General features: G+C 66.3%; 17 protein-coding genes. 12 read left to right on the top strand and 5 right to left on the bottom strand.

Annotated elements, in window-relative coordinates; all coding sequences use genetic code 11:
• Together HGO92_RS12840 and HGO92_RS12835 are read right to left on the bottom strand one after the other, a co-directional pair.
• A complete protein-coding gene (locus tag HGO92_RS12840; protein WP_169995398.1) occupies nt 1–1,446 on the bottom strand; it encodes a phytoene desaturase family protein in 1,446 nt (481 codons plus the stop codon).
• Between the two features lie 21 nt (nt 1,447–1,467).
• Nucleotides 1,468–2,925: a glycosyltransferase family 87 protein gene (locus HGO92_RS12835; protein ID WP_205834466.1), complete on the bottom strand. Its 1,458-nt coding sequence runs from the start codon at nt 2,923–2,925 to the stop codon at nt 1,468–1,470.
• Between the two features lie 109 nt (nt 2,926–3,034).
• Here HGO92_RS12835 and HGO92_RS12830 point away from each other — a divergent pair, with 109 nt between their 5' ends.
• The 6 genes from HGO92_RS12830 to HGO92_RS12805 are packed head-to-tail and all read left to right on the top strand — an operon-like array spanning nt 3,035 to nt 9,942.
• Nucleotides 3,035–4,258, top strand: a complete 1,224-nt coding sequence (locus tag HGO92_RS12830) for an acylneuraminate cytidylyltransferase (protein ID WP_169995396.1) — start codon at nt 3,035–3,037, stop codon at nt 4,256–4,258.
• The gene (locus tag HGO92_RS12825; protein WP_169995395.1) at nt 4,258–5,172 is read left to right on the top strand and encodes an N-acetylneuraminate synthase family protein; all 915 of its coding nucleotides are present in this window, start codon (nt 4,258–4,260) and stop codon (nt 5,170–5,172) included. The genes HGO92_RS12830 and HGO92_RS12825 overlap by 1 nt, the downstream gene beginning before the upstream one ends.
• A gap of 6 nt (nt 5,173–5,178) precedes the next feature.
• Entirely contained in the window at nt 5,179–6,150 is a 972-nt protein-coding gene (locus HGO92_RS12820) for a glycosyltransferase family 2 protein (protein WP_169995393.1), read from the top strand.
• Nucleotides 6,147–7,598: a polysialyltransferase family glycosyltransferase gene (locus HGO92_RS12815; RefSeq protein WP_169995391.1), complete on the top strand. Its 1,452-nt coding sequence runs from the start codon at nt 6,147–6,149 to the stop codon at nt 7,596–7,598. The genes HGO92_RS12820 and HGO92_RS12815 overlap by 4 nt, the downstream gene beginning before the upstream one ends.
• Nucleotides 7,595–8,626, top strand: a complete 1,032-nt coding sequence (locus HGO92_RS12810; RefSeq protein ID WP_240974609.1) for a hypothetical protein — start codon at nt 7,595–7,597, stop codon at nt 8,624–8,626. The genes HGO92_RS12815 and HGO92_RS12810 overlap by 4 nt, the downstream gene beginning before the upstream one ends.
• A complete protein-coding gene (locus tag HGO92_RS12805; protein WP_205834465.1) occupies nt 8,623–9,942 on the top strand; it encodes a DUF6716 putative glycosyltransferase in 1,320 nt (439 codons plus the stop codon). The genes HGO92_RS12810 and HGO92_RS12805 overlap by 4 nt, the downstream gene beginning before the upstream one ends.
• A gap of 57 nt (nt 9,943–9,999) precedes the next feature.
• On the opposite strand, the gene HGO92_RS12800 is transcribed toward HGO92_RS12805, so the two are convergent.
• Complete coding sequence (locus HGO92_RS12800; protein WP_169995389.1) at nt 10,000–12,234, bottom strand: catalase; 2,235 nt, start codon at nt 12,232–12,234, stop codon at nt 10,000–10,002.
• 144 nt (nt 12,235–12,378) lie between these two features.
• On the opposite strand from HGO92_RS12800, the gene HGO92_RS12795 reads away from it, so the two are divergent.
• From HGO92_RS12795 to HGO92_RS12775, 5 genes are all read left to right on the top strand, one after another.
• A complete protein-coding gene (locus HGO92_RS12795; protein ID WP_169995387.1) occupies nt 12,379–13,383 on the top strand; it encodes a DNA topoisomerase IB-related protein in 1,005 nt (334 codons plus the stop codon).
• 13 nt (nt 13,384–13,396) lie between these two features.
• A complete protein-coding gene (locus HGO92_RS12790; RefSeq protein WP_169995385.1) occupies nt 13,397–13,789 on the top strand; it encodes a DUF1622 domain-containing protein in 393 nt (130 codons plus the stop codon).
• 43 nt (nt 13,790–13,832) lie between these two features.
• On the top strand, nt 13,833–14,258 hold the full coding sequence (locus HGO92_RS12785) for a hypothetical protein (RefSeq protein WP_169995383.1): 426 nt from the start codon (nt 13,833–13,835) through the stop codon (nt 14,256–14,258).
• An 81-nt stretch (nt 14,259–14,339) separates the two neighbouring features.
• Nucleotides 14,340–15,017: a DUF6766 family protein gene (locus tag HGO92_RS12780; RefSeq protein WP_169995382.1), complete on the top strand. Its 678-nt coding sequence runs from the start codon at nt 14,340–14,342 to the stop codon at nt 15,015–15,017.
• A 211-nt stretch (nt 15,018–15,228) separates the two neighbouring features.
• Nucleotides 15,229–16,314, top strand: a complete 1,086-nt coding sequence (locus HGO92_RS12775) for an inositol-3-phosphate synthase (protein WP_169995380.1) — start codon at nt 15,229–15,231, stop codon at nt 16,312–16,314.
• 193 nt (nt 16,315–16,507) lie between these two features.
• On the opposite strand, the gene HGO92_RS12770 is transcribed toward HGO92_RS12775, so the two are convergent.
• Entirely contained in the window at nt 16,508–17,260 is a 753-nt protein-coding gene (locus HGO92_RS12770) for a DUF427 domain-containing protein (protein ID WP_169995378.1), read from the bottom strand.
• Nucleotides 17,261–17,309: 49 nt separating this feature from the next.
• Between HGO92_RS12770 and HGO92_RS12765 the strand changes: the two genes are divergently transcribed.
• Nucleotides 17,310–18,428 carry an acyltransferase gene (locus HGO92_RS12765; protein ID WP_169995376.1) on the top strand — a complete coding sequence of 373 codons (1,119 nt, stop codon included), beginning with the start codon at nt 17,310–17,312 and terminating at the stop codon, nt 18,426–18,428.
• A 25-nt stretch (nt 18,429–18,453) separates the two neighbouring features.
• Here the strand turns inward: HGO92_RS12765 and HGO92_RS12760 are convergent, their stop codons facing one another.
• Nucleotides 18,454–19,128: a GntR family transcriptional regulator gene (locus HGO92_RS12760; protein WP_169995374.1), complete on the bottom strand. Its 675-nt coding sequence runs from the start codon at nt 19,126–19,128 to the stop codon at nt 18,454–18,456.
• Nucleotides 19,129–19,160: the final 32 nt, after the last annotated feature.

The raw sequence follows: 19,160 nt of genomic DNA, 5'->3' as shown, positions 1-19,160 counted from the left end.
CTACCGCCCCAGCGCGGGCATCGGCAGCCCGAAGTCATCCTTCAGCGCCAGGCGGGCCGCATGGTATCCGGCCATCCCGTGCACGCCGGGTCCCGGCGGCGTCGCGGCCGAGCATAGGTACACCCCGTCCAGCGGCGTCTTCCACGGCTTGGTGCTCAGCACGGGCCGGGCCAGCAGCTGCGTGACGTCCACGGCGCCGGTGCCGAAGTCCCCGCCGACGTAATTCGGGTTGTACTGCTCGTATTCCGCCGCGGACATACTGTGCGAGGCAACAACGACGTCGGCAAAGCCCGGCGCGGCCGCCTCGAGCTGCGCGGTGATCACGTCCGTCATGTCGCGGGTGGAGCCCTGCGGCACGTGGCAGTAGGTCCACAGGATATTCCGTCCGCCCGGGGCCCTCGTGGCATCGAAGACGCTCGGCTGGGAGACCAGCACAAAGGGCTTTTCAGAGTGCCGGCCGCGGGCGATGTCCTTCTCCGATGCCGCAACCTGTTCGCGGGTTCCACCCAGGTGGACGGTACCGGCCCGGGCCAGTTCGGCGTTGGCCCACGGAACAGGTTCGGACAGAATGAAGTCCACCTTGCCGGCACCCGGACCGTACCGGTAGGAGATCAAGGACTTGGCATAGCCGCGGGGCAGGCGTCCGCCGGCCAGCCGGACCAGCTCCTGCGGCGAGGTGTCCAACAGCACGGTGCGGGCATCGGTCAGTTCGGCGAGGGAATTCACCTTGTGGCCGGTGACCAGATTGCCGCCGTGGTCCTTTAGGTCGCGCACCAGCTCGTCGATGATGGCCTGCGAGCCACCCACGGGCAACGGGTACCCCACGGCGTGCGCCAACGAACCGAGCATTAGCCCCGCTCCGGCAGCCACCGGACGCTGCAGGCCGCCGGGCGTATGGGCCATCACCCCGGACAGCAGCGCCGGAGCGAGGTATTCCTTGAAGCGCATATTCCAGGCGGGGCTCCCCTGCTCCAGCGAACGCAGTCCGTACTGCAGCGCCGAGACCGGATGGCGGGGCAGCCGGAGCAACTGGTTCATGGTCAGGTCCAGCACGTTGCGGGAATGGGTGACCAGCGGTTCCATCAGCGACCGGAACGCGTTTCCGTCGGCGCCCAGTGCGTCGGCTGTGCGGTCCAGGTCGCGGTAGGCAAAGGCGGCTTTCGCGCCGTCGATAACGTGCGAATAGGAGATGTCCGGCGTAATGAGCTCGATCCGCTCTGCCAAGCCGAACTCCCGGAAGAACGGCGCCGCCACCGCCATCGGGTGTACCGCGGAGCAAACATCATGCCAGTGCCCGGGTTCCATCAGCTCGGTCGTGCGGGCACCGCCGCCGGGTGTCGCGCCGCCCTCGTAAACCGTGACCTTGAGTCCGGCCCGCGCCAGAATGACCGCAGCCGCCAGGCCGTTCGGCCCGGATCCCACCACGGCCGCATCGGGAAGTGACATGTGCTCCGCCTTCCTGCCGGCCTACCGGCTGCCTATCCGTGCACGCCATCTGTGAACAGCGTAGCTGTCCAGCACCAGCACGTCGCCGGAACGGTCAAAGGGACCGCCCTGCGGATCGTCGGTCTCCAACCGGCGGACCGGATCGTGCTCGGGATGCAGGATGGAGCGCACAACCTTGTAGCCGATGTATGCCGTTGCTGCTATATGCGCGAGCACGGCCAGCACGTAGTAGGCGCCGTCGATGTTGTGCTCCGGCGCGCCGCCGCTGGTGAACTGCCCCAGATACATCCAGACCGCCCACCAGTGCAGCAGTTCGACGAACTGCCAGATAAGAAAATCCCGCCAGCGCGGATAGGCGAGCGCCGCCAGCGGAATCAGCCACACCACGAACTGCGGTGAATACACCTTGTTGGTCAGCACCAGCGCCGCCACGATCAGGAACACGATGGACGCCAGCCGCGGGCGCCGCGGCGCGGACAGCACCAGCAGCGCGATCGCGATACAGGCCAGCAGGAACATCACCAGCGACGCCCGGTTGATGAACTCCGGGCCCAGCTGCGGTAGCCCTTGCCCCTGAACCGTGGTGTTGTAGGCGTACCAGATCGAGGAGTAGCCGGCCTCGCGGTCGCGGCTGAACCCCAGGAAGAAGGCCCAGCCGGCAAAGTCGGCCAGCATGAAGGGCAGGTTAACGGCCAGCCAGGTTCCCGCCGCGGCGGCGGTCGTGACCGCCAGCGGCCGGTACTTCCCGGTCCGGATGGCCAGCAGCAGCACGGCGCCCAGGATCAGCAACGGATAGATCTTCATGGCGGTGCCCAGCCCGATGAACACCCCGGCCAGCACCAGGCGTCCGCGTGCGAAGGACAGCATGGCCAGCGCCGCCAGCATGGCCGCCCAGAGATCCCAGTTAATGGTCCCGGCCACCACGATCCCGGGCGCCAGCGCCACCATCGCGGCATCCCACGGCCGGCGGTGGCTCATTCTCGCCGTCGCAATCACGGTGACGATCCAGACCACGGCCACCAGCGTCGCATTCACGTCGAAGTAGGCCAGCGAGCGTTCCGCCGACACCCCGGAGCCGGGAACCAGCAGCGCCGTGATTCCGGCCAGCAGTCCCATCAGCACCGGGTACTCGAAAACACCGCCCGGCGTGAGGAAGGGGAACATGCCCTCCGCCAGCCCACGGGTTTCGAACAGAACGGGCCAGTCCGAGTAGCAGCCCATATAGAAATAGTCCGGCAGCACCCAGCCAGCCACGCGGCAGGGCGTCTTGACCAGCACGGAGAGCAGCGCCGCCAGCGTGGTGAGCACAATCAGCACGCGTTCCACCGTAAAGAAGCCCGGCTCCACAATCCCGGGGGCGGTCCGGTGTCCCAGCGGCCCGCCGATCAGCTCGGTGAACCGCCGCAGCAGCGGATCGTTGCGGCTGGGCACCACAATGCGCAGCGGCAATCTGCGGCGCGATGGGCGGAACCGGGGCATGGCACCAACAGTACTGGCCGGTCCTGGTTAACAAAACGTTGGCTATCGATAACCTCCGCTTAACCTTAGGCACCCCGTCCGGCCACCCGGGCTCCCTACGGTGGCTTCAATGAGCACCACCGATCCCCAAGAAGTTCTGGTTGTGATCCCTGCCCGCGGCGGTTCAAAAGGGATTCCGTTCAAGAACCTGAAGCCAGTTTCCGGCCGTTCCCTCGTGGCCCGCGCCGTGGAAGCCGCCCGCAAGACAACCCTGGTCACCGACGTCGTCGTTAGTACGGACTCCGCCGACATCCGGTTCGAGGCCGAGCGTTTCGGCGCCCGTGTCATCGAACGTCCCGCCGATCTCTCCGGCGACACGGCCACCAGCGAATCCGCCGTCCTGCACGCCCTGGACGCCCTCGACCAGGAGTTCGGCACCAAGCCGGTCGTCACCGTACTGCTGCAGTGCACCTCCCCCTTCATCGATCCGGCCGACCTCAACGAAGCGGTCCGGAAGGTTCTCGACGGCGAGGCGGACGTGGCGTTTTCGGTCGCCGAAAACCACAACTTCCTCTGGACCAAGAACGACGGCGGCGCCGTCACCGCCGTGGGCCACAGCGCGGACTTCCGTCCCCGCCGCCAGGACCGCGAACCGCAGTACCGCGAGACCGGCGCGTTCTACGCCATGCTCACCGAGGGCTTCACCGAGCGCAAGCACCGTTTCTTCGGCCGGCTGGACCTGCAGGTGGTGCCCGCCGAACACGCCATCGAGATCGACTCGCTCGAAGACCTGGCGCTGGTCCAGGCGATGGCTGCCCCCGCCGAAGCCACCGCCGTCGACGTCGATGCCCTCGTGATGGATTTCGACGGCGTCCACACCGACGACCACGCCTTCGTCAACTCCGAAGGCGAAGAGTTCGTCCGCGTCAGCCGCGGCGACGGCATGGGCATTGCCCGCCTGCGCAGGGCCGGAGTGCCCCAACTGATCCTCTCCACCGAGACAAACCAGGTGGTGACCGCCCGGGCCAACAAGCTCGGCGTCGACGTCGTCCAGGACGTCAGGGACAAGGCCGAAGCAGTCTCCGAATGGATGGCTGTACGCGGACTTGACCCCGAACGCGTTGCCTTTGTCGGCAACGACGTCAACGACCTGCCCGCCATGGGCAAGGTCGGTTGGCCCGTGGCCGTGGCGGATGCCCGGTCAGAGGTCAAGGCGGCAGCGCGCATCGTGCTGTCGCACAACGGGGGTGAAGGGGCGGTCCGCGAAATCTGCGAACTCGTCCTCGCCGCCCACACGGCCGCCGCGACCGGCAGCCGGAACGCAATTGCAGAAATGACAGAAAGAGCCTCCTGATGACTACCGAAGCAACCCAGAACTACCTTCCCCTCGGCGCTCCGGCACCCGTCGCTATCGGTGACGTTCAGGTCGGCGCGGGCCAGCCCGTCTACGTAATCGGCGAAATCGGCATCAACCACAACGGCGACATCGAGATCGCCAAGCAGCTGATCGACGTCGCCGCCGCCGCCGGTGCCAACGCCGTGAAGTTCCAGAAGCGCACCCCGGAAATCTCCACCCCGGCCGACATGCGCGACAAGATGCGTTCCACCCCGTGGGGCGAAATGACCTACCTGGACTACCGCTACCGCGTCGAGTTCGACATGCCGATCTACCAGAAGCTGATCCAGCACGCTGCCGACAAGGGCCTGCACTGCTTCGCTTCGCCGTGGGATGTTCCCTCCGTGGCCTTCATGGAGGAGGCCGGCGCGCTGACCCACAAGGTTGCCTCCGCTTCCGTCACCGACCTCGAGCTGCTCACCGCCCTGCGCGAAACCGGCAAGCCGATCATCCTCTCCACCGGCATGTCCACCATCGAGCAGATCGACAAGGCCGTGGAAACCCTCGGGACCGATAACCTGATCCTGATGCACGCCACTTCCACCTACCCGCTGCCCCCTGAAGAGGCCAACCTGCGCATGATCACCACCCTGCAGGAGCGCTACCAGGTGCCGGTGGGCTACTCGGGCCACGAGCGCGGCCTGCAGATCTCCCTGGCCGCCGTCGCCCTCGGCGCGGTGACCGTGGAACGCCACATCACCCTGGACCGCACCATGTGGGGCTCGGACCAGGCGTCCTCGCTGGAGCCGAAGGGCCTCGAAGCGCTGGTCCGCGACATCCGCATCCTCGAAGATGCCATGGGCGACGGCGTCAAGCAGGTCTTCCCGGGCGAGCTGGCCCCGCTGTCCCGCCTGCGCCGAGTGGATGCATAAGTACCTATGAACAAGCCATTACTGAGTGTCATCGTTCCTGCGAAAGATCAGGCCCCTTTCATCCGCGATTCGATGACCAGCCTGATGCGCCAGTTCGATGACCCCTCGGTAATGGAGATTATCGTCGTCGATGATGGTTCCACCGACGGGACCGGGGAGCTGGCAGCGGCCTTCACCAGCCAGCTCCCCGGCCTGAAGATCCTCCGGAACGAGACCGCCCACGGGGTGGCCACCGCCCGGAACCACGGTCTGGACGAGGCGACCGGCCGCTACATCACCTTCCTGGATCCGGATGACTGGTACGCCCCCGGCCACCTGCCCAGGATCACCACGGAGATCCAACAGCTGGGCGTGGACTTCCTCCGCGTGGACCACATCCGCCACACCAACGGGATCCGCACCATCCACAAGGCCCCGCAGGCCCGCCGCGGGGTCCGGCTGAACCCGCGCGACGATATTGCCCCGTACAACCTCTCCACGATGGTGGACTACCCCTTCCCGCCCTTCGGGATTTTCGACGGCGGACTCAAGGACGCGGGGATGCTCCACTTCCTCGACGGCCGGCAAACCGCTGAAGACCGGCCCTGGGTCTGGCGGCTGCACCTGAAGGCCGAGTCCTATGCCGTGAGCACCCAGCTGGGTGCCTTCTACCGCCGCGGCGTGTCCAGTTCGCTGACCCAGGTCTTCGACCGCCGCCAGCTGGACTTCCTGCCGTGCTTCCAGGAGGTCTTCCGCCTCGTCGCCGAAGACCCGGAGCCGGAGCGCTTCTGGCCCAAGGCGGCCCGCCAGTTCCTGGCCATCGCCTGCCACCAGCTCAAACGTGCCGAACAGATGGACAAGCACTATCTGGGCGAGCTGCACACCGGCATCCGGGCTACGCTGGACACCCTGCCGGAACATGTGTCCGAGGAGAGCTTGGCGCTGCTCGACCACAAGCGCCGCCAGCTGATCAAACCTGCACTTCGGAGCGCCGCATGAAAGAGCTTTTTGTCGTCTCAACGCTGTACCAGTGCATCTCGCTGGCAGCGGCCATCGATAGCGGCCGCATCCCGGAGCGCGGCGCCGAACGTATCCTCGTCCTGACCAACAGTGCCCTGATACCGGAAGTTTCCGTTCCGTTCCACGAGTCCGCCGGCTTTACCGAAGCGGCCTCCCGCTTCGACCGGACGGTGGATCTGAGCGAGTTGCTCTGGCCGCGCCGGCCCGGCCAGTTCAACCCCCGCGGCGAGGAACTCGACATCTGGGAGCGCCTGCTCCGCGGGAAGTGGGAGCTCGGCGACGGCCCGCTGCACCTCTATGTCGAGTCCATCCAGGTCAATCCCGCCGTCGCGCTTTGCCGTGTTTTTGCCAGCGCCACGATTTCCGTCCACTCCGACGGCCTGATGAGCTACGGCCCCACCCGGAACCGGCTGCCGCGGGACCTGGCCCAGCGCCTGGACTCGCTGCTGTACGTGGATCTGGTGCCCGGCCTGGTCCCCCAGCTGCTGCGCGAGCACAACGCGCAACTGGTTCCGATCGACGCCGCCGCCCTGCGCCGCGGCATGGAAGAACTCGCCGGCGCCCTGCCCGAGGAAACCGAGGGGCCGGCCGCGCTGGCAGGAACCCCGGAGGCCAGCACGCACGACGGCGAACCGGCTGCCGGCGGCACGGCGCTGATCCTGGGCCAGTACCTCTCCGAGCTCGGCATCCTCTCGACCGAAGAGGAAATCGAGCTGCACCGGGACATGCTGCTGAAGGCAACCGACCGCGGCATCCGGCACTGCATTTTCAAACCCCATCCGAGCGCAGGCCCCGGCGCGGTGACCTCCATCCAGGCCGCCGCCGTCGAACTCGGCCTGGACCTGAAGGTCATGACGTCCACCAGCCCGGCAGAAGTGGTCATGCAACGGCTGCGGCCCGAGCTCGTAGTCAGCTGCTTCTCCACCGCGCTGATGACGGCCAAATACCTCTTCAAGATCGACGCCGCGGCTGTGGGAACCGAGATCCTGCTGGAGCGGCTGACGCCCTACCAGAACAGCAACCGCATCCCGGTGACCATCATCGACGCGCTCCTCGAGCAGGGCTACGCAGCGCCGGCCGAGCAGGCTGCGACCGAACAGACGCCGGGCGAGAACACTGCGCCCGCCGCCGTTGAGGCTGCACCGAATACGACGGCCATGGTTCCGGCCGCGCCGCTGCAGCAGCTGGTGGAAGCCGTGTCCTACTGCATGCAGGCCGAGACGCTGGAAGTCGCCCGCGTCAGCGCCGTGGCCTTCCTGCACCAGGCCCAGCACACGTCCGACATGCGCTACTTCAAACGCCGCCGGCTGACCAAGCTGGGCCTGCCCGGCGCCCTGCCGGGGCGCCAGGTCCTGCTGCCGCTGGGCCGGGTCCGCCGTGTGGGACGGCGGGCCGCCAAGCGCGTCCTGACCGTACTGGGCAAATGACACAGGCCATGCTTCCCTCGCAACAAGTGGCCCGGCCGCGCTTTGGCCGGGCAGCGGTCTGGGCGGAGTCCCCGCTGCAGCTGCTCAGCGCCGTCGAAGCCCACGGCGCCGGGCTGCTGGGCCGCGAAACGACCATTCATCCACGCGGCGACGCCATCGGCATGAACGCCACCCTGGCCTCACTGATGGAACAGGTTCCAGCCGGAGTGCACTTCGCCGCGCCGACCTCGACCATCCCGCCGCTTCGGGTACCGGGGCTGGACCGCTGGGTGATCGGCGATGCCTACTCGGGCAAGGTCCAGACCGAACTGCTGCGCGGCGCCGGCACCAAAGAGGTTGTCATCCTCGACGACGGTCTCGCCACCCTGAAGCTGCTGGCCACCCTGGTGCGGGACCGGCCGACTCCGTTGATCCGGCCGCGCGCCACCGCCCGTGCCTCGCGGAAGGCTCTGGGCCTGGCGAGCTGGTGGGCGCTGCGGCGGCTCGCCGGGCAGGGCCGGCTCCTGGTATTCACCGCGTTGCCCGTCCCCCCGGCGCTGGAAGCAAAATTCCGGACTCTGGGCGGCCACTTGGAGCGGCACAAATTTGAGTGGCTCGGCACCCAGCCGGTCACCGAGGCCATCTACGAACCCACGGTGGTGGTCGGTTCGGCGATGCCGGCGGACGGGCTGATCCGCGCCGAGCCCTACGTGGACTGGGTCCGGTCCCTGACCGAAGACGGCCCCGTAGGCTACTTCCCGCACCGCCGGGAAACTCCCCAAGTGCTGGACGCCCTGGCAGAACACCCGCTAATCACCGTGAATAAGCACACCATCCCAGTGGAAATGCGCCTGCGCGGACTGCGCTCCAACCAGACCGTGCGCGCCCTGCCATCCACCGTGCTCGCATCACTGCGGCTGATCCTCGCTCCGAACTCGGTCCCGCTCAAGGGCCAACCGGTGCCGGCCGACTGGTGGATGCCGGGCACCACGCAGGAACTGCGCCGGCATCTGAGCAGCTCCCTCGATGACGTTTTGGGTGCGGCATGAGCGGCATCCGGTCCGGCGGTCTTGGCAGCAACCCGCCGGGCGGCATGGCCTACACCGCGGCCGGCGCCGTGCCCGGACAGCCACGCCGGGCCCGGCACAAAATCGTCGCTGTGGCGGACAGCGATTCCTACCTAAAGTTCGCCTGCGCCACGCTCGAGGCCCTCGGCCCGGAATGGGAACGGGAGGTCCTGCTGGTCCGCTCGCCCATCGCCCCGACGCGGGAGCAGACCGCCGCGGCAGTGGCCGGCACCTTCTGCGCCGGAATCACGACGCCGGTGATTCCCGCCTCAGGCTTGCGCACCGCCTTGGCGGGTGCCGACGTCGTACTTGCTGCTGCCACCGGACCCGTGGCCGAAGAGGTCTACCTGCACGCCAGCCGGCTCACCCCGCGCCCGGCCCTGGTGTCGGGTCTGCCCGGCGTGGCCTTCCCCGCCACCGAGAAGGCGCTGCAGTTCCGCGCGCTGGGCGACGCGTTCATCACCCACAGCCACGCCGAGTGCCGCGCGTTCAGTGACCTGGCCGATCAGCTGGGACTCGAACAGCGCGTCCTGGTGTCCCGGCTCCCCTTCCTGAAATCACCCGCGCGGCCGGAACCGGTGGAGGTACCGCTGACCCAGGTGGTCTTCGCCCCACAGGCAAAAGTCCCCGTCCTGAAGGACGAGCGCGTCGCCATCCTGCAGGCGCTGGCGGCACTGTCGCGCCGCAGCGGCTACCGCGTCCGGGTGAAACTGCGGGCCTGGGCCGGCGAACCGCAGACGCATCTGGAGCAGTACCCGTTCGATACGTTGTGGGGCGAACTGGTCGCCTCCCGTGCCGTGGCCGGCCACGAACTGGAATTCTGTACCGGCTCCATGGCCGAGCAGTTGGTTCCCGGCACCGCCATGGTCACGGTCAGTTCCACGGCCGCCCTGGAAGCGATCGACGCCGGCCTGCCGGTGCTGATCCTGTCCGATTTCGGCGTCAACGAAGACATGCTGAACCGGGTGTTCGTGGGTTCGGGACTGCTGGGTACGCTGGCCGATCTGAAGGCCGGGCACTTCTTCCATCCGGAGGCTACCTGGCTGCGGGACAACTACTTCCACCGCCAGACCGTTCCGCTGGCGGATCTGCTGGCGACCTACGCGGGCCGGGCGCGCGCCGGGAAACTGACCGTGGACCCGGACCGGCTCGCCGCCGCCAAAAAACGCCGCTGGCGGCTGCGGCTCCGCACCGCGCTCCCGATGCCGGCGCTGAAGCTGATCCGCAAACTGCGCAACGTCCAGTCGGAACAGGCTGCGGGAAACTCCGCCCAACCTTCCGGCCAGCAACCCGCCTGAGACCAGCAATCTCCCGCCGGCGCAGCCGAAGCCGCCCCGGCGGGAGTTGCTGCGGAGTTAAGCGGAGACCGGGAAGCGCTCCCAGACCCGGTGCTTCGCGAGCAGCTCGGCAATCCCCTCCAGCACCGCCGGACCATTTCCAATAACGACGCCGGGCGCTTCCTCGGGGATGCCGGCTGCGGCAAGGGCGTGGGCAACGTGGTCCCAGCCGCCGATAGCCTTGGCATGGCGGTACGCCTCGGCCAGCATCAGGCTGACCCGTGGATCCACCGCCGGATGTCCGGTCGGATCCGCCGCCTTCGCATCCCGTCCGGCTGCCGCATCCGCCCCGGGCGCCGCTGAACCGGCCACGAGGATGGCGTCGAACTCCACCGACCGTGCCGTCAGGTAGGTCCGCTGCACTGTCAGTCCTCCTGACAACTTGCCACCCTTGGGCGCGATGATCAGCGGGACCATGCCGGCGGCGTGGATGACTTGGCGTGCCGTAGCGAGGGCGTCCTGGTCGCTGTTGTCGTCGGCGATAATGCCTACTACCCGGCCGGCCAGCGGCCAGGACTTGCCCAGCTGGGACAGCGCGGGGCTCGGCTGCACGTCGTCTTCCAGCGTGCGGGTCGGCGCCGGCGCCGGCAGGCCCAGGCCCTCGGCCACCTTGGCGCACAGATCGCCGTCGATATTTGCCAAGGCCTGCAGCTGGCGGATCCGGATGTTCTCCTCGTAGCACTTGCCGAGCTCAAAGGTGTACGCCTGCACAACGTGCTCCTGCTCCACCGGCGTCAGCGACTTGAAGAACAGCCGGGCCTGGCTGAAGTGGTCCTCGAACGACGCCGGGGCTTCGCGGACTTTCGCCGCGGCCGGCAGTTCCTGCGGCACCTCGATGTAGGCGCTCATGTCCTCGCCGGCCAGGAAGGGGCAGCCGCCGTCGAGCGAATTCGGCCGGTAGGGCGCCACGCCGCCGTGCACCGCGGTCTGGTGCATGCCGTCCCGGAACATGTCATTCACCGGAGCGTGCGGGCGGTTGATCGGGATCTGCGCGAAGTTCGGCCCGCCAAGCCGGGTGAGCTGGGTATCCAGGTAGGAGAACAGCCTCGCCTGCAGCAGTGGATCGTTGGTGACGTCGATGCCTGGCACCAGGTGGCCCGGGTGGAAGGCGACCTGCTCGGTTTCGGCGAAGAAGTTGGTGGGGTTGGCGTTCAGCGTCAGCGTGCCGATGATCTGCACCGGGGCCAGCTCTTCGGGCACAATCTTGGTGGGATCCAGCAGGTCGATGCCCTCGAACATCTCGTCCGGGGTGTCCGGGAAGGTCTGGATGCCAAGCTCCCACTCCGGGAAGGCGCCGGCCTCGATCGCATCCGCAAGGTCGCGGCGGTGGAAGTCCGGATCCGCCCCGTTGATCATCAGCGCTTCTTCCCAGACCAGCGAATGGATGCCCTGCTTCGGCTTCCAGTGGAACTTGACTAGCGTGGTCTCGCCCGCGGCGTTCTGCAGTCGGAACGTGTGCACACCGAAACCCTCCATGGTACGGAACGAGCGGGGAATTCCCCGGTCCGCCATGAACCAGATGGTGTGTGCCTGGGCCTCAGTGTGCAGCGAGACGAAGTCCCAGAACGTGTCATGGGCGCTCTGGGCCTGCGGGATCTCCCGGTCGGGATGGGGCTTGGCCGCGTGGACCACGTCCGGGAACTTGAGGCCGTCCTGGATAAAGAAGACCGGAATGTTGTTGCCCACCAGGTCGAAAGTGCCCTCGTCCGTATAGAACTTGGTGGCAAATCCACGGGTATCCCGCACGGTGTCCGCCGATCCGCGGGAGCCGACAACGGTGGAGAAGCGGGTGAAAACGGGGGTCTCGACGCCGGCGGCCAGGAAGCCGGCCTTCGTCACTCCGGCGGCCGCGCCGTTGGCGACGAAGACGCCATGCGCCCCGGCACCACGGGCGTGGACTACGCGCTCCGGAATCCGCTCGTGGTCGAAGTGCATGATCTTTTCGCGCAGGTGGTGGTCCTGCAGCAGGCTGGGGCCGCGCGGTCCGGCCTTCAGGGAATGGTCCGTATCGTACAGCCGGACACCCTGGGCTGTGGTCAGATAGGCGCCGCTCTGGCTGTTGGCGCTCTTCTGCGCTCCCGTGGGCGTCCCGGTCGGGGAGACCATTTCCGGTGCATCCTGGTCCGGCTTCGGCGGCAACGGGCTCTGCGGTTCGGTCCGTTCTTCCACTGCCGGCGGCTCCACCGAGGGAGCTCCGGGGATGGGCACGTCATTGGCGGGCGTGCTGCTCTCGGGCGTGCTCTTCTCAGCCATGCTGGTACTCCAATTCGTTGAAGTTGCAGCCCTGCTGTTTCAGGGCTCTTTGGCCCACCCTACTAAAAATAGTAAGCAAGCTGAATAATATGGTGGAGAAGCGGCTTCAGGCCGCACATAGTGCCAAATCAGAAAGGAGCCGCAGTGACGCTTCAGCAGCAGAAGCCTGCCCGCAAACCCCGGCTGCGGCGCATCAACTGCAACGGCCCGGGGATCAGCCGCCGCCGCCACGGCAAAGGCTTCAGTTACCGGACGGCGGACGGCAGCAAGATCACTGACGCGGAAACGGTGGAGCGGATCAACCAGCTGGCCATCCCGCCCGCTTGGCGCGACGTCTGGATCAGCCCTGTCGCCAACGGCCACATCCAGGCAACAGGAATTGACGACGCCGGCCGGAGGCAATACATCTACCACCCCCGCTGGCGGGAGCTGAAGGACCGCGAGAAGTTCGACCGAGCCCTGGACTTCGGCGAAACCCTGCCCAAAGCGCGCCCCGCCATCACCCGCATTCTGCGCTCGGAAGGACCCTCCGAACAGCGTGCCTACGCTGCAGCCTTCCGCCTGATCGAGGAAGCGGGGCTGCGGATCGGCAACGAGGAATATGCGCAGACCAACGGCTCCTTCGGCGTGACTACTATCCAGATCCGGCATATGCGGGTCCGCGGATCCGTCGTCGAACTGGATTTTCCCGCCAAGAGCGGCCAGCAGTGGACGGGCAGCATCGAGGATCCGGACCTGGCCGAGGCCCTGAAACCTCTGCTCAAGAACCGCGGACCGGACGAGCAGGTTCTGGGCTATCTCAACGACGACGGCGAATTCACGCCCATCAGCAGCGCGGGCCTGAACGACTTCATCCGCGAACAATGCGGGGAGGACTTCACCGCCAAGGACTTCAGGACCTGGCAGGGCACCGTGGCTGCCGCCATCGCCCTGGCGGCCCACGCGCCGGAGCGCAGCAGCCCCACCGCCCGGAAGAAAGCCGTGGCCGCTGCCATGCGCGAGGTCGCCGAACACCTGGGCAACACCGCCACCATCGCCCGCAAGTCCTACGTGGACCCGCGTGTCATCGACCGGTTCATGAACGGCGAAACGATCGACGCCAACACCTACCGCGCCGCCGAACGGTCCCTGCGTGAGCTGGTGACCTGACGAAGGAGGAAGCATGGAGTTCCAGCAGATTATGGAGACCGTGGGAAAGGCGGTGGACGCCGCGGGTGTAGTCGCCATCGTTCTGGGAGCGGTGGTTTCCACGGCGCTGGCAGCGGCGAACTGGCTCCGCGGCGAACGGCACACAGTCTATGAAACCTACCGGCGCCGACTGGGACGCTCTATTCTGCTTGGTCTCGAACTGCTGGTAGCTGCAGACATCATCCGCACCGTAGCCGTCAGCCCTACCTTTCAATCCGTAGGAGTGCTCGCCATCATTGTCCTGATCCGGACCTTCCTCAGTTTCTCCCTGGAGCTGGAGATCACGGGGCGTTGGCCTTGGCAGAAACGGTCCGCCGAAGACACTAACCATCCGGAGGCGAGGACCGCTTTGCCCCGCAAGTCCTAAGGCTTGGTACGGTGAGCTCAGAAACCATAAGGAGGCTTAGGAGATGGTGAGGCGCAGATCCTGCACCCGCGCACCCGTGGTGAGTGCCGCCGTCGTTCTTGGAATATTGGCCCTGACCGGCTGCACGAGCCTGAACCCGGGCACTGAAGAGGCAACGACGACGGCGCAGGAGTTCCATTCGGCCGTTGCCACCGGTGATGGCGCAACGGCCTGCAACCTCCTCGCCCCGTCCGCCGTGGAGGATCTGGAAGACGGCGCCGCCGGGGCGTGCGCGGACGAACTGCTGCAGCTGGTCATCCCCGGCGCGTCTGAGGTGACCGAGAGCAAGGCCTACGGTACCAATGCACAAGTGCTGATGGACCAGGACACGGTTTTCCTGACCCGCTCCGGCGACACCTGGAAAGTCACCGCGGCCGGCTGCACGCGGCAAGGCGAACGGCCGTACGACTGCGAAGTGGAGGGGAACTGACATGCGTTGGGCATTCTGGCTCTGCCTGGGCGTCATCGCCGCGGGCCTGCTGTACATGTTCGTGATCGGCGTGATGGCCCGATGAAGCACAACCCCTTCATCACCAATGGACTGAGCATCGGCTTCGGCCTGCTGTTCCTGTTTTCTCTCGTGGGGCAGGCATTCTCCGGACTGGCCTACTACAACGAGCAGCAGGTGGCCTCGAAGCTGGACGAGATCGGTCTCCTGCAGTACGTCACGTCCTCCAGTTTTGTGGTTGACGTCGCGGAGAACTGGCAGTCCGAGTACTTGCAATTCACGCTGCTTATTGTGCTGGCAGTCTGGCTGGTGCAGAAGGGCTCGCCGGAATCCAAGGAGATTGAAAAGCGCGGGCAGCAGTCGGACAAGGAGCAACTGGTGGGCCAGTTCGCCAAGCCGGATTCGCCCAAGTGGGCCAAGGCGGGAGGCTGGCGGACCGCGGTGTTCGCCAACTCGCTGGGGCTGGTGATGGGCGCGATCTTCGTTGCTTCCTGGCTGGTCCAGTCCGTTGCCGGGTTCAGCGCCTTCGCCGAGAGCCAGCTGGCCAATCTCCAGGACCCGGGCACGTGGACGGAGTATTTGGGCTCGCCCGAATTCTGGAACCGCACCCTGCAGAACTGGCAATCCGAATTTCTCGCGGTATGGTCCATGGTGATCCTCGCGGTCTACCTGCGCCAGCGCGCCTCGCCGGAGTCCAAGGCGGTGGGCATGCCGCATGATTCCACCGGCGCGAGCAACTGATCCCGCGCCGGCCGACCCGGGGCGGCTGATCCGGGGCGGCTGATCCCGCCCCAGCTGATCCCGAATCGGGCCGCTCACCCACCGGCCTAAAACTCGCTGCCCGTCACAGGAATGTTACGTCGCGGCCGATGGTTGAGTAACAAAGTAGAATAGGCAAGTTGCCCGCCCTCGGCGTGGCGGCTAACAGATTTGTATTTTTTGAAGGAGAACCGTGGCAGAGAACCCCATCAGGGTCGCGATCGTTGGCGTTGGTAACTGTGCGGCCTCGCTGGTGCAGGGCGTCCAGTACTACCGGGACGCGGATCCGGATTCGACCATTCCCGGCCTGATGCATGTGCAGTTCGGCAAGTACCACGTGAACGACGTCGAGTTCGTTGCCGCGTTTGATGTGGACAGCAAGAAGGTCGGGCTGGACCTGGCGGACGCCATCGGTGCGAGCGAGAACAACACGATCAAGATCGCCGATGTCCCGGCCACGGGCGTGACGGTGCAGCGCGGCCACACCCTGGACGGCCTGGGCAAGTACTACCGCGAAACCATCGTCGAGGCCCCGGACGAGCCCGTGGACATTGTGGCGGAGCTGCGCGCGGCCAAGGTCGACGTGATGGTCTGCTACCTGCCGGTCGGTTCCGAGGCCGCGGCGAAGTTCTACGCCCAGTGCGCGATCGACGCCGGCGTGGGCTTCGTCAACGCGCTGCCGGTGTTCATTGCGGGCACCAAGGAGTGGGCGGATAAGTTCACCGCCGCCGGTGTCCCGATTGTCGGCGATGACATCAAGAGCCAGATCGGCGCGACCATCACGCACCGGGTGATGGCGAAGCTGTTCGAAGACCGCGGCGTGACTTTGGATAGAACGTACCAGCTGAACGTCGGCGGCAACATGGACTTCAAGAACATGCTCGAGCGGGACCGGCTGGAGTCGAAGAAGATCTCCAAGACCCAGGCCGTGACCTCCAACGTCGAGGCCGAGCTGCGCGCGGACGATGTGCACATCGGCCCGTCCGACTACGTGGCGTGGCTTGATGACCGCAAGTGGGCTTTCGTCCGGCTGGAGGGACGCAACTTCGGCGACGCCCCGGTGTCGCTGGAATACAAGCTCGAGGTCTGGGACTCGCCGAACTCCGCCGGCGTGATCATCGACGCCGTGCGCGCGGCGAAGATCGCCCTGGACCGTGGGGTGGGCGGGCCGATCCTGTCGGCGTCGAGCTACTTCATGAAGTCCCCGCCCGAGCAGTACAACGACGACATCGCCCGCGACAAGGTCGAAGCCTTCATCCGCGGCGACATCGAACGCTAACCAGGCACCTCGTATCTGAGGGTACTTTCAGCCCCTCGCTTCCAGCCCTAAGGGCATTTCGAAGGTCCGGACCCGCCACGGCGGTCCGGGCCTTCGCCGTTTCCTGCCCTTACTTGCCGGATTACCCGCTTGTCTGTGCCCACCCGCTTACTGCCTCCCTGCCAGCCTCCGTGCTTTGCTGCCTACCGCGAGGTCACGAAAACGGCGTAACGGGACGCTCGAGCCGTTCGCCGTCGACCACCAGATCCACCCGCTCATTGTAAAAACTGAGCAGCCCTCGGATCTTCGGATTCTCGCGGATTGGTTCGGCGTAGCTCCACACAATGTCCCGCTCAAGCTGACCACCCGCTCGGACCGACCAGTAGCGGGCGCGGCCCTTGTACGGGCAGGTGGTGGTCTTGGTGCTCGGCTCCAGCAGCTCGGTACGCACATCCTCGAACGGCACATAGTAGCGCGTGGGCAGATGCGTCTCGAACAGCAGCAGCGGCCGGATGCTGTTAGCAATCTCTTCGCCGCCGATGAAAACCTGCACGCGCCGCGAACTGTGCAAGGTGTCCACCCGCTTATACGGATCGCGTGCATGCACGAAAACCTGCTCGTCCTCCTCGTACCAATCCAGCTGTCGCCAGGAAAAAGTAACGTGGTCAGCCAGAGCGGCGAACTCCCCGGTCGGTTCCCCGTTGGACCAGGCGGCCCTCTCTGCTCGCTTCCGCCCGGCCTGAACGGTCCAGCGGCTTCCGGCGCCGGCTCCAGCACCGGTTCCGGGCACTTCGTCGATCAGCGCGCCCGGAACAACGTCTTCCCGGGGCAAGTAGTAGGTAGGCAGTGCGCCCGGCCCGTACTGCACCAACAACTGCGCGCGGGTGCTTTCCGCGACCAGTTCATTGCCCAGCCGGACCCGGATCCGGCGCTGGGTTGGCTCTACAAAAGGCTCTGGTATGTCCATGCTGCATTTTACTGCTGAGCGCCACACCGGTCTTGGTAGATTGGGGCCTATGGCCGAACCCGTCCAGCCTGTCGGCCAGCCGGAATCCACGGAGCCGGCCCCGGCAGCGACGCCCACCAGGGCGCGCAATTACGCACTAGATCTTTTGCGCATCGTCAGCATTGTTGGCGTCGTCGCCATTCATTCCTTCGGCGAACTGGCCGGGGACGATAGCGCCCGCAACCAGCGGGACTGGATCCCGGCGGCGGTTATCGACATCGCGTTCATCTGGGTGGTCCCGGTCTTCGTGATCATCTCCGGCACACTCACCCTGGCTCCGCGCGCCCACACGACCGGCGCCGGCGACTTCTACCGCAAGCGCGCCCTCCGGCTCGTGCCCGCGCTGATCTTCTGGCACCTGGCCTACATCTTCGTGGGCAACTGGATAATCCTCGGACGCGAGTTAAACCCGGCCGAAACCCTCGCCGACGTCTTCAACACCTCGGTCTATCCGCACCTGTATTTCCTGTGGCTGATCCTCGGCCTGTACCTCGCGGCCCCTCCCCTGGCCCGCTACCTCCACAGCATCAGCCTGCGAACCGCCAAAATAACGACGGCGGTTGTGCTGGGTGTGATTCTGCTTCTCTTCATGGCCCAAGCCGCCAGCATCCAGGCCGGACTCGGATGGCAGTACCCCTGGAACATGCTCACCCAGTGGTTCCCCTACCTGGGCTACTTCATGGCCGGCTGGGTCCTCGCCCAGGTGAGAATCAGCAAACGCACCGCGGCGATGCTAGGAGGCGCCGCCGTCGTACTTTCGATCTTCAACATCTGGCACTGGATCAACCAGGATTCGACGCCGGTGCTGAACGTCATCACGCCGTCCAGTTATATCGGGCTCGGCGTGACGCTGGCGGCGCTGTGCATCTTCACGTCCGTGTTCCACCTGCTCAAGGACTGGCGGCCCGCCCCGCGGCTGGCGCGGTTCATTCTGGCGATGTTTAATGCGGCGTTCGGTGTCTTCCTGAGCCACTACCTGATCCTGACGTGGCTAACCTTCAAGGTTCTGGGCGAAGACCTGCAGCCTACGCTGGCCACCATGACGTTCAAGTTCACGGCGGCCACCGTCGGCGCCTTCATCCTCTCCTACACAGCCCTGAGAATCCCCTGGCTGCGCAGGGTGTTCTAGACAGCTGCGCTGGGTTTTCTGAATATCAAGCTTCGAGGTGCTCAAGCAGTTCGGCTTCGGCCTGGTCGAGGTAGCCGCGCAGCGCCTCGGCGGCTTCCTCGCGGCGCCCTTCGGCCAGCAGGTCCACCAGTCCGGCGTTGAGCTCTACGTAGTGGCTGTGGAAGTCGGGCGCATGGCGCATCGAGTGAAAGACCAGGCGCATCCGGGCGAGCACCCGGGTCATCAACTCCTGCAGGTCCGTGCTGCCGGTTCCCCGGACCAGTTCGGCGTGGAAGCGCTGGTTGGCATCGGCCATCTCTGGCACCGATCCCCGGGCCAGCGCCGCACGGGCATCGGCAACGATCGCCTTCAGGGCGGCGACGTCGAGCTCGGGTCCCCAAAGCACGGCCGCGGGCTCCACCATCCGCCGCACGCGGTAGATCTCCCGGACACCTTCGGCTCCCGGCGAGGCAACCAGGACGCCGCGGTTGGGGATGCGGGTGACGACCTGTTCGCCGGCCAGGACGGTGAAGGCTTCGCGCAGCGTGTTACGGGAGACCCCGAAGGCGTCGGCCAGAGCCTGTTCGGACAGCTTCGAGCCAGGCAGCAGGTGTCCCTCGGCGATCCTCTCGCGCAGCAGCCCGGCCAGCCATGCCCCGGTGTGGGCGTGGGCGGCCCGGTCTCGTGCGGACTCTTCCGCCAGCGATGCGTTCAACGACATGCCACCAATCTACCGACCTATCCGCGAGCGCA

The organism is Crystallibacter degradans (assembly GCF_012952295.1).
In the GTDB taxonomy this organism is placed as follows: domain Bacteria; phylum Actinomycetota; class Actinomycetes; order Actinomycetales; family Micrococcaceae; genus Crystallibacter; species Crystallibacter degradans.
The sequence above is the reverse complement of the archived record's forward strand: the minus strand, read 5'-3'. Positions and strand labels throughout refer to the sequence as shown.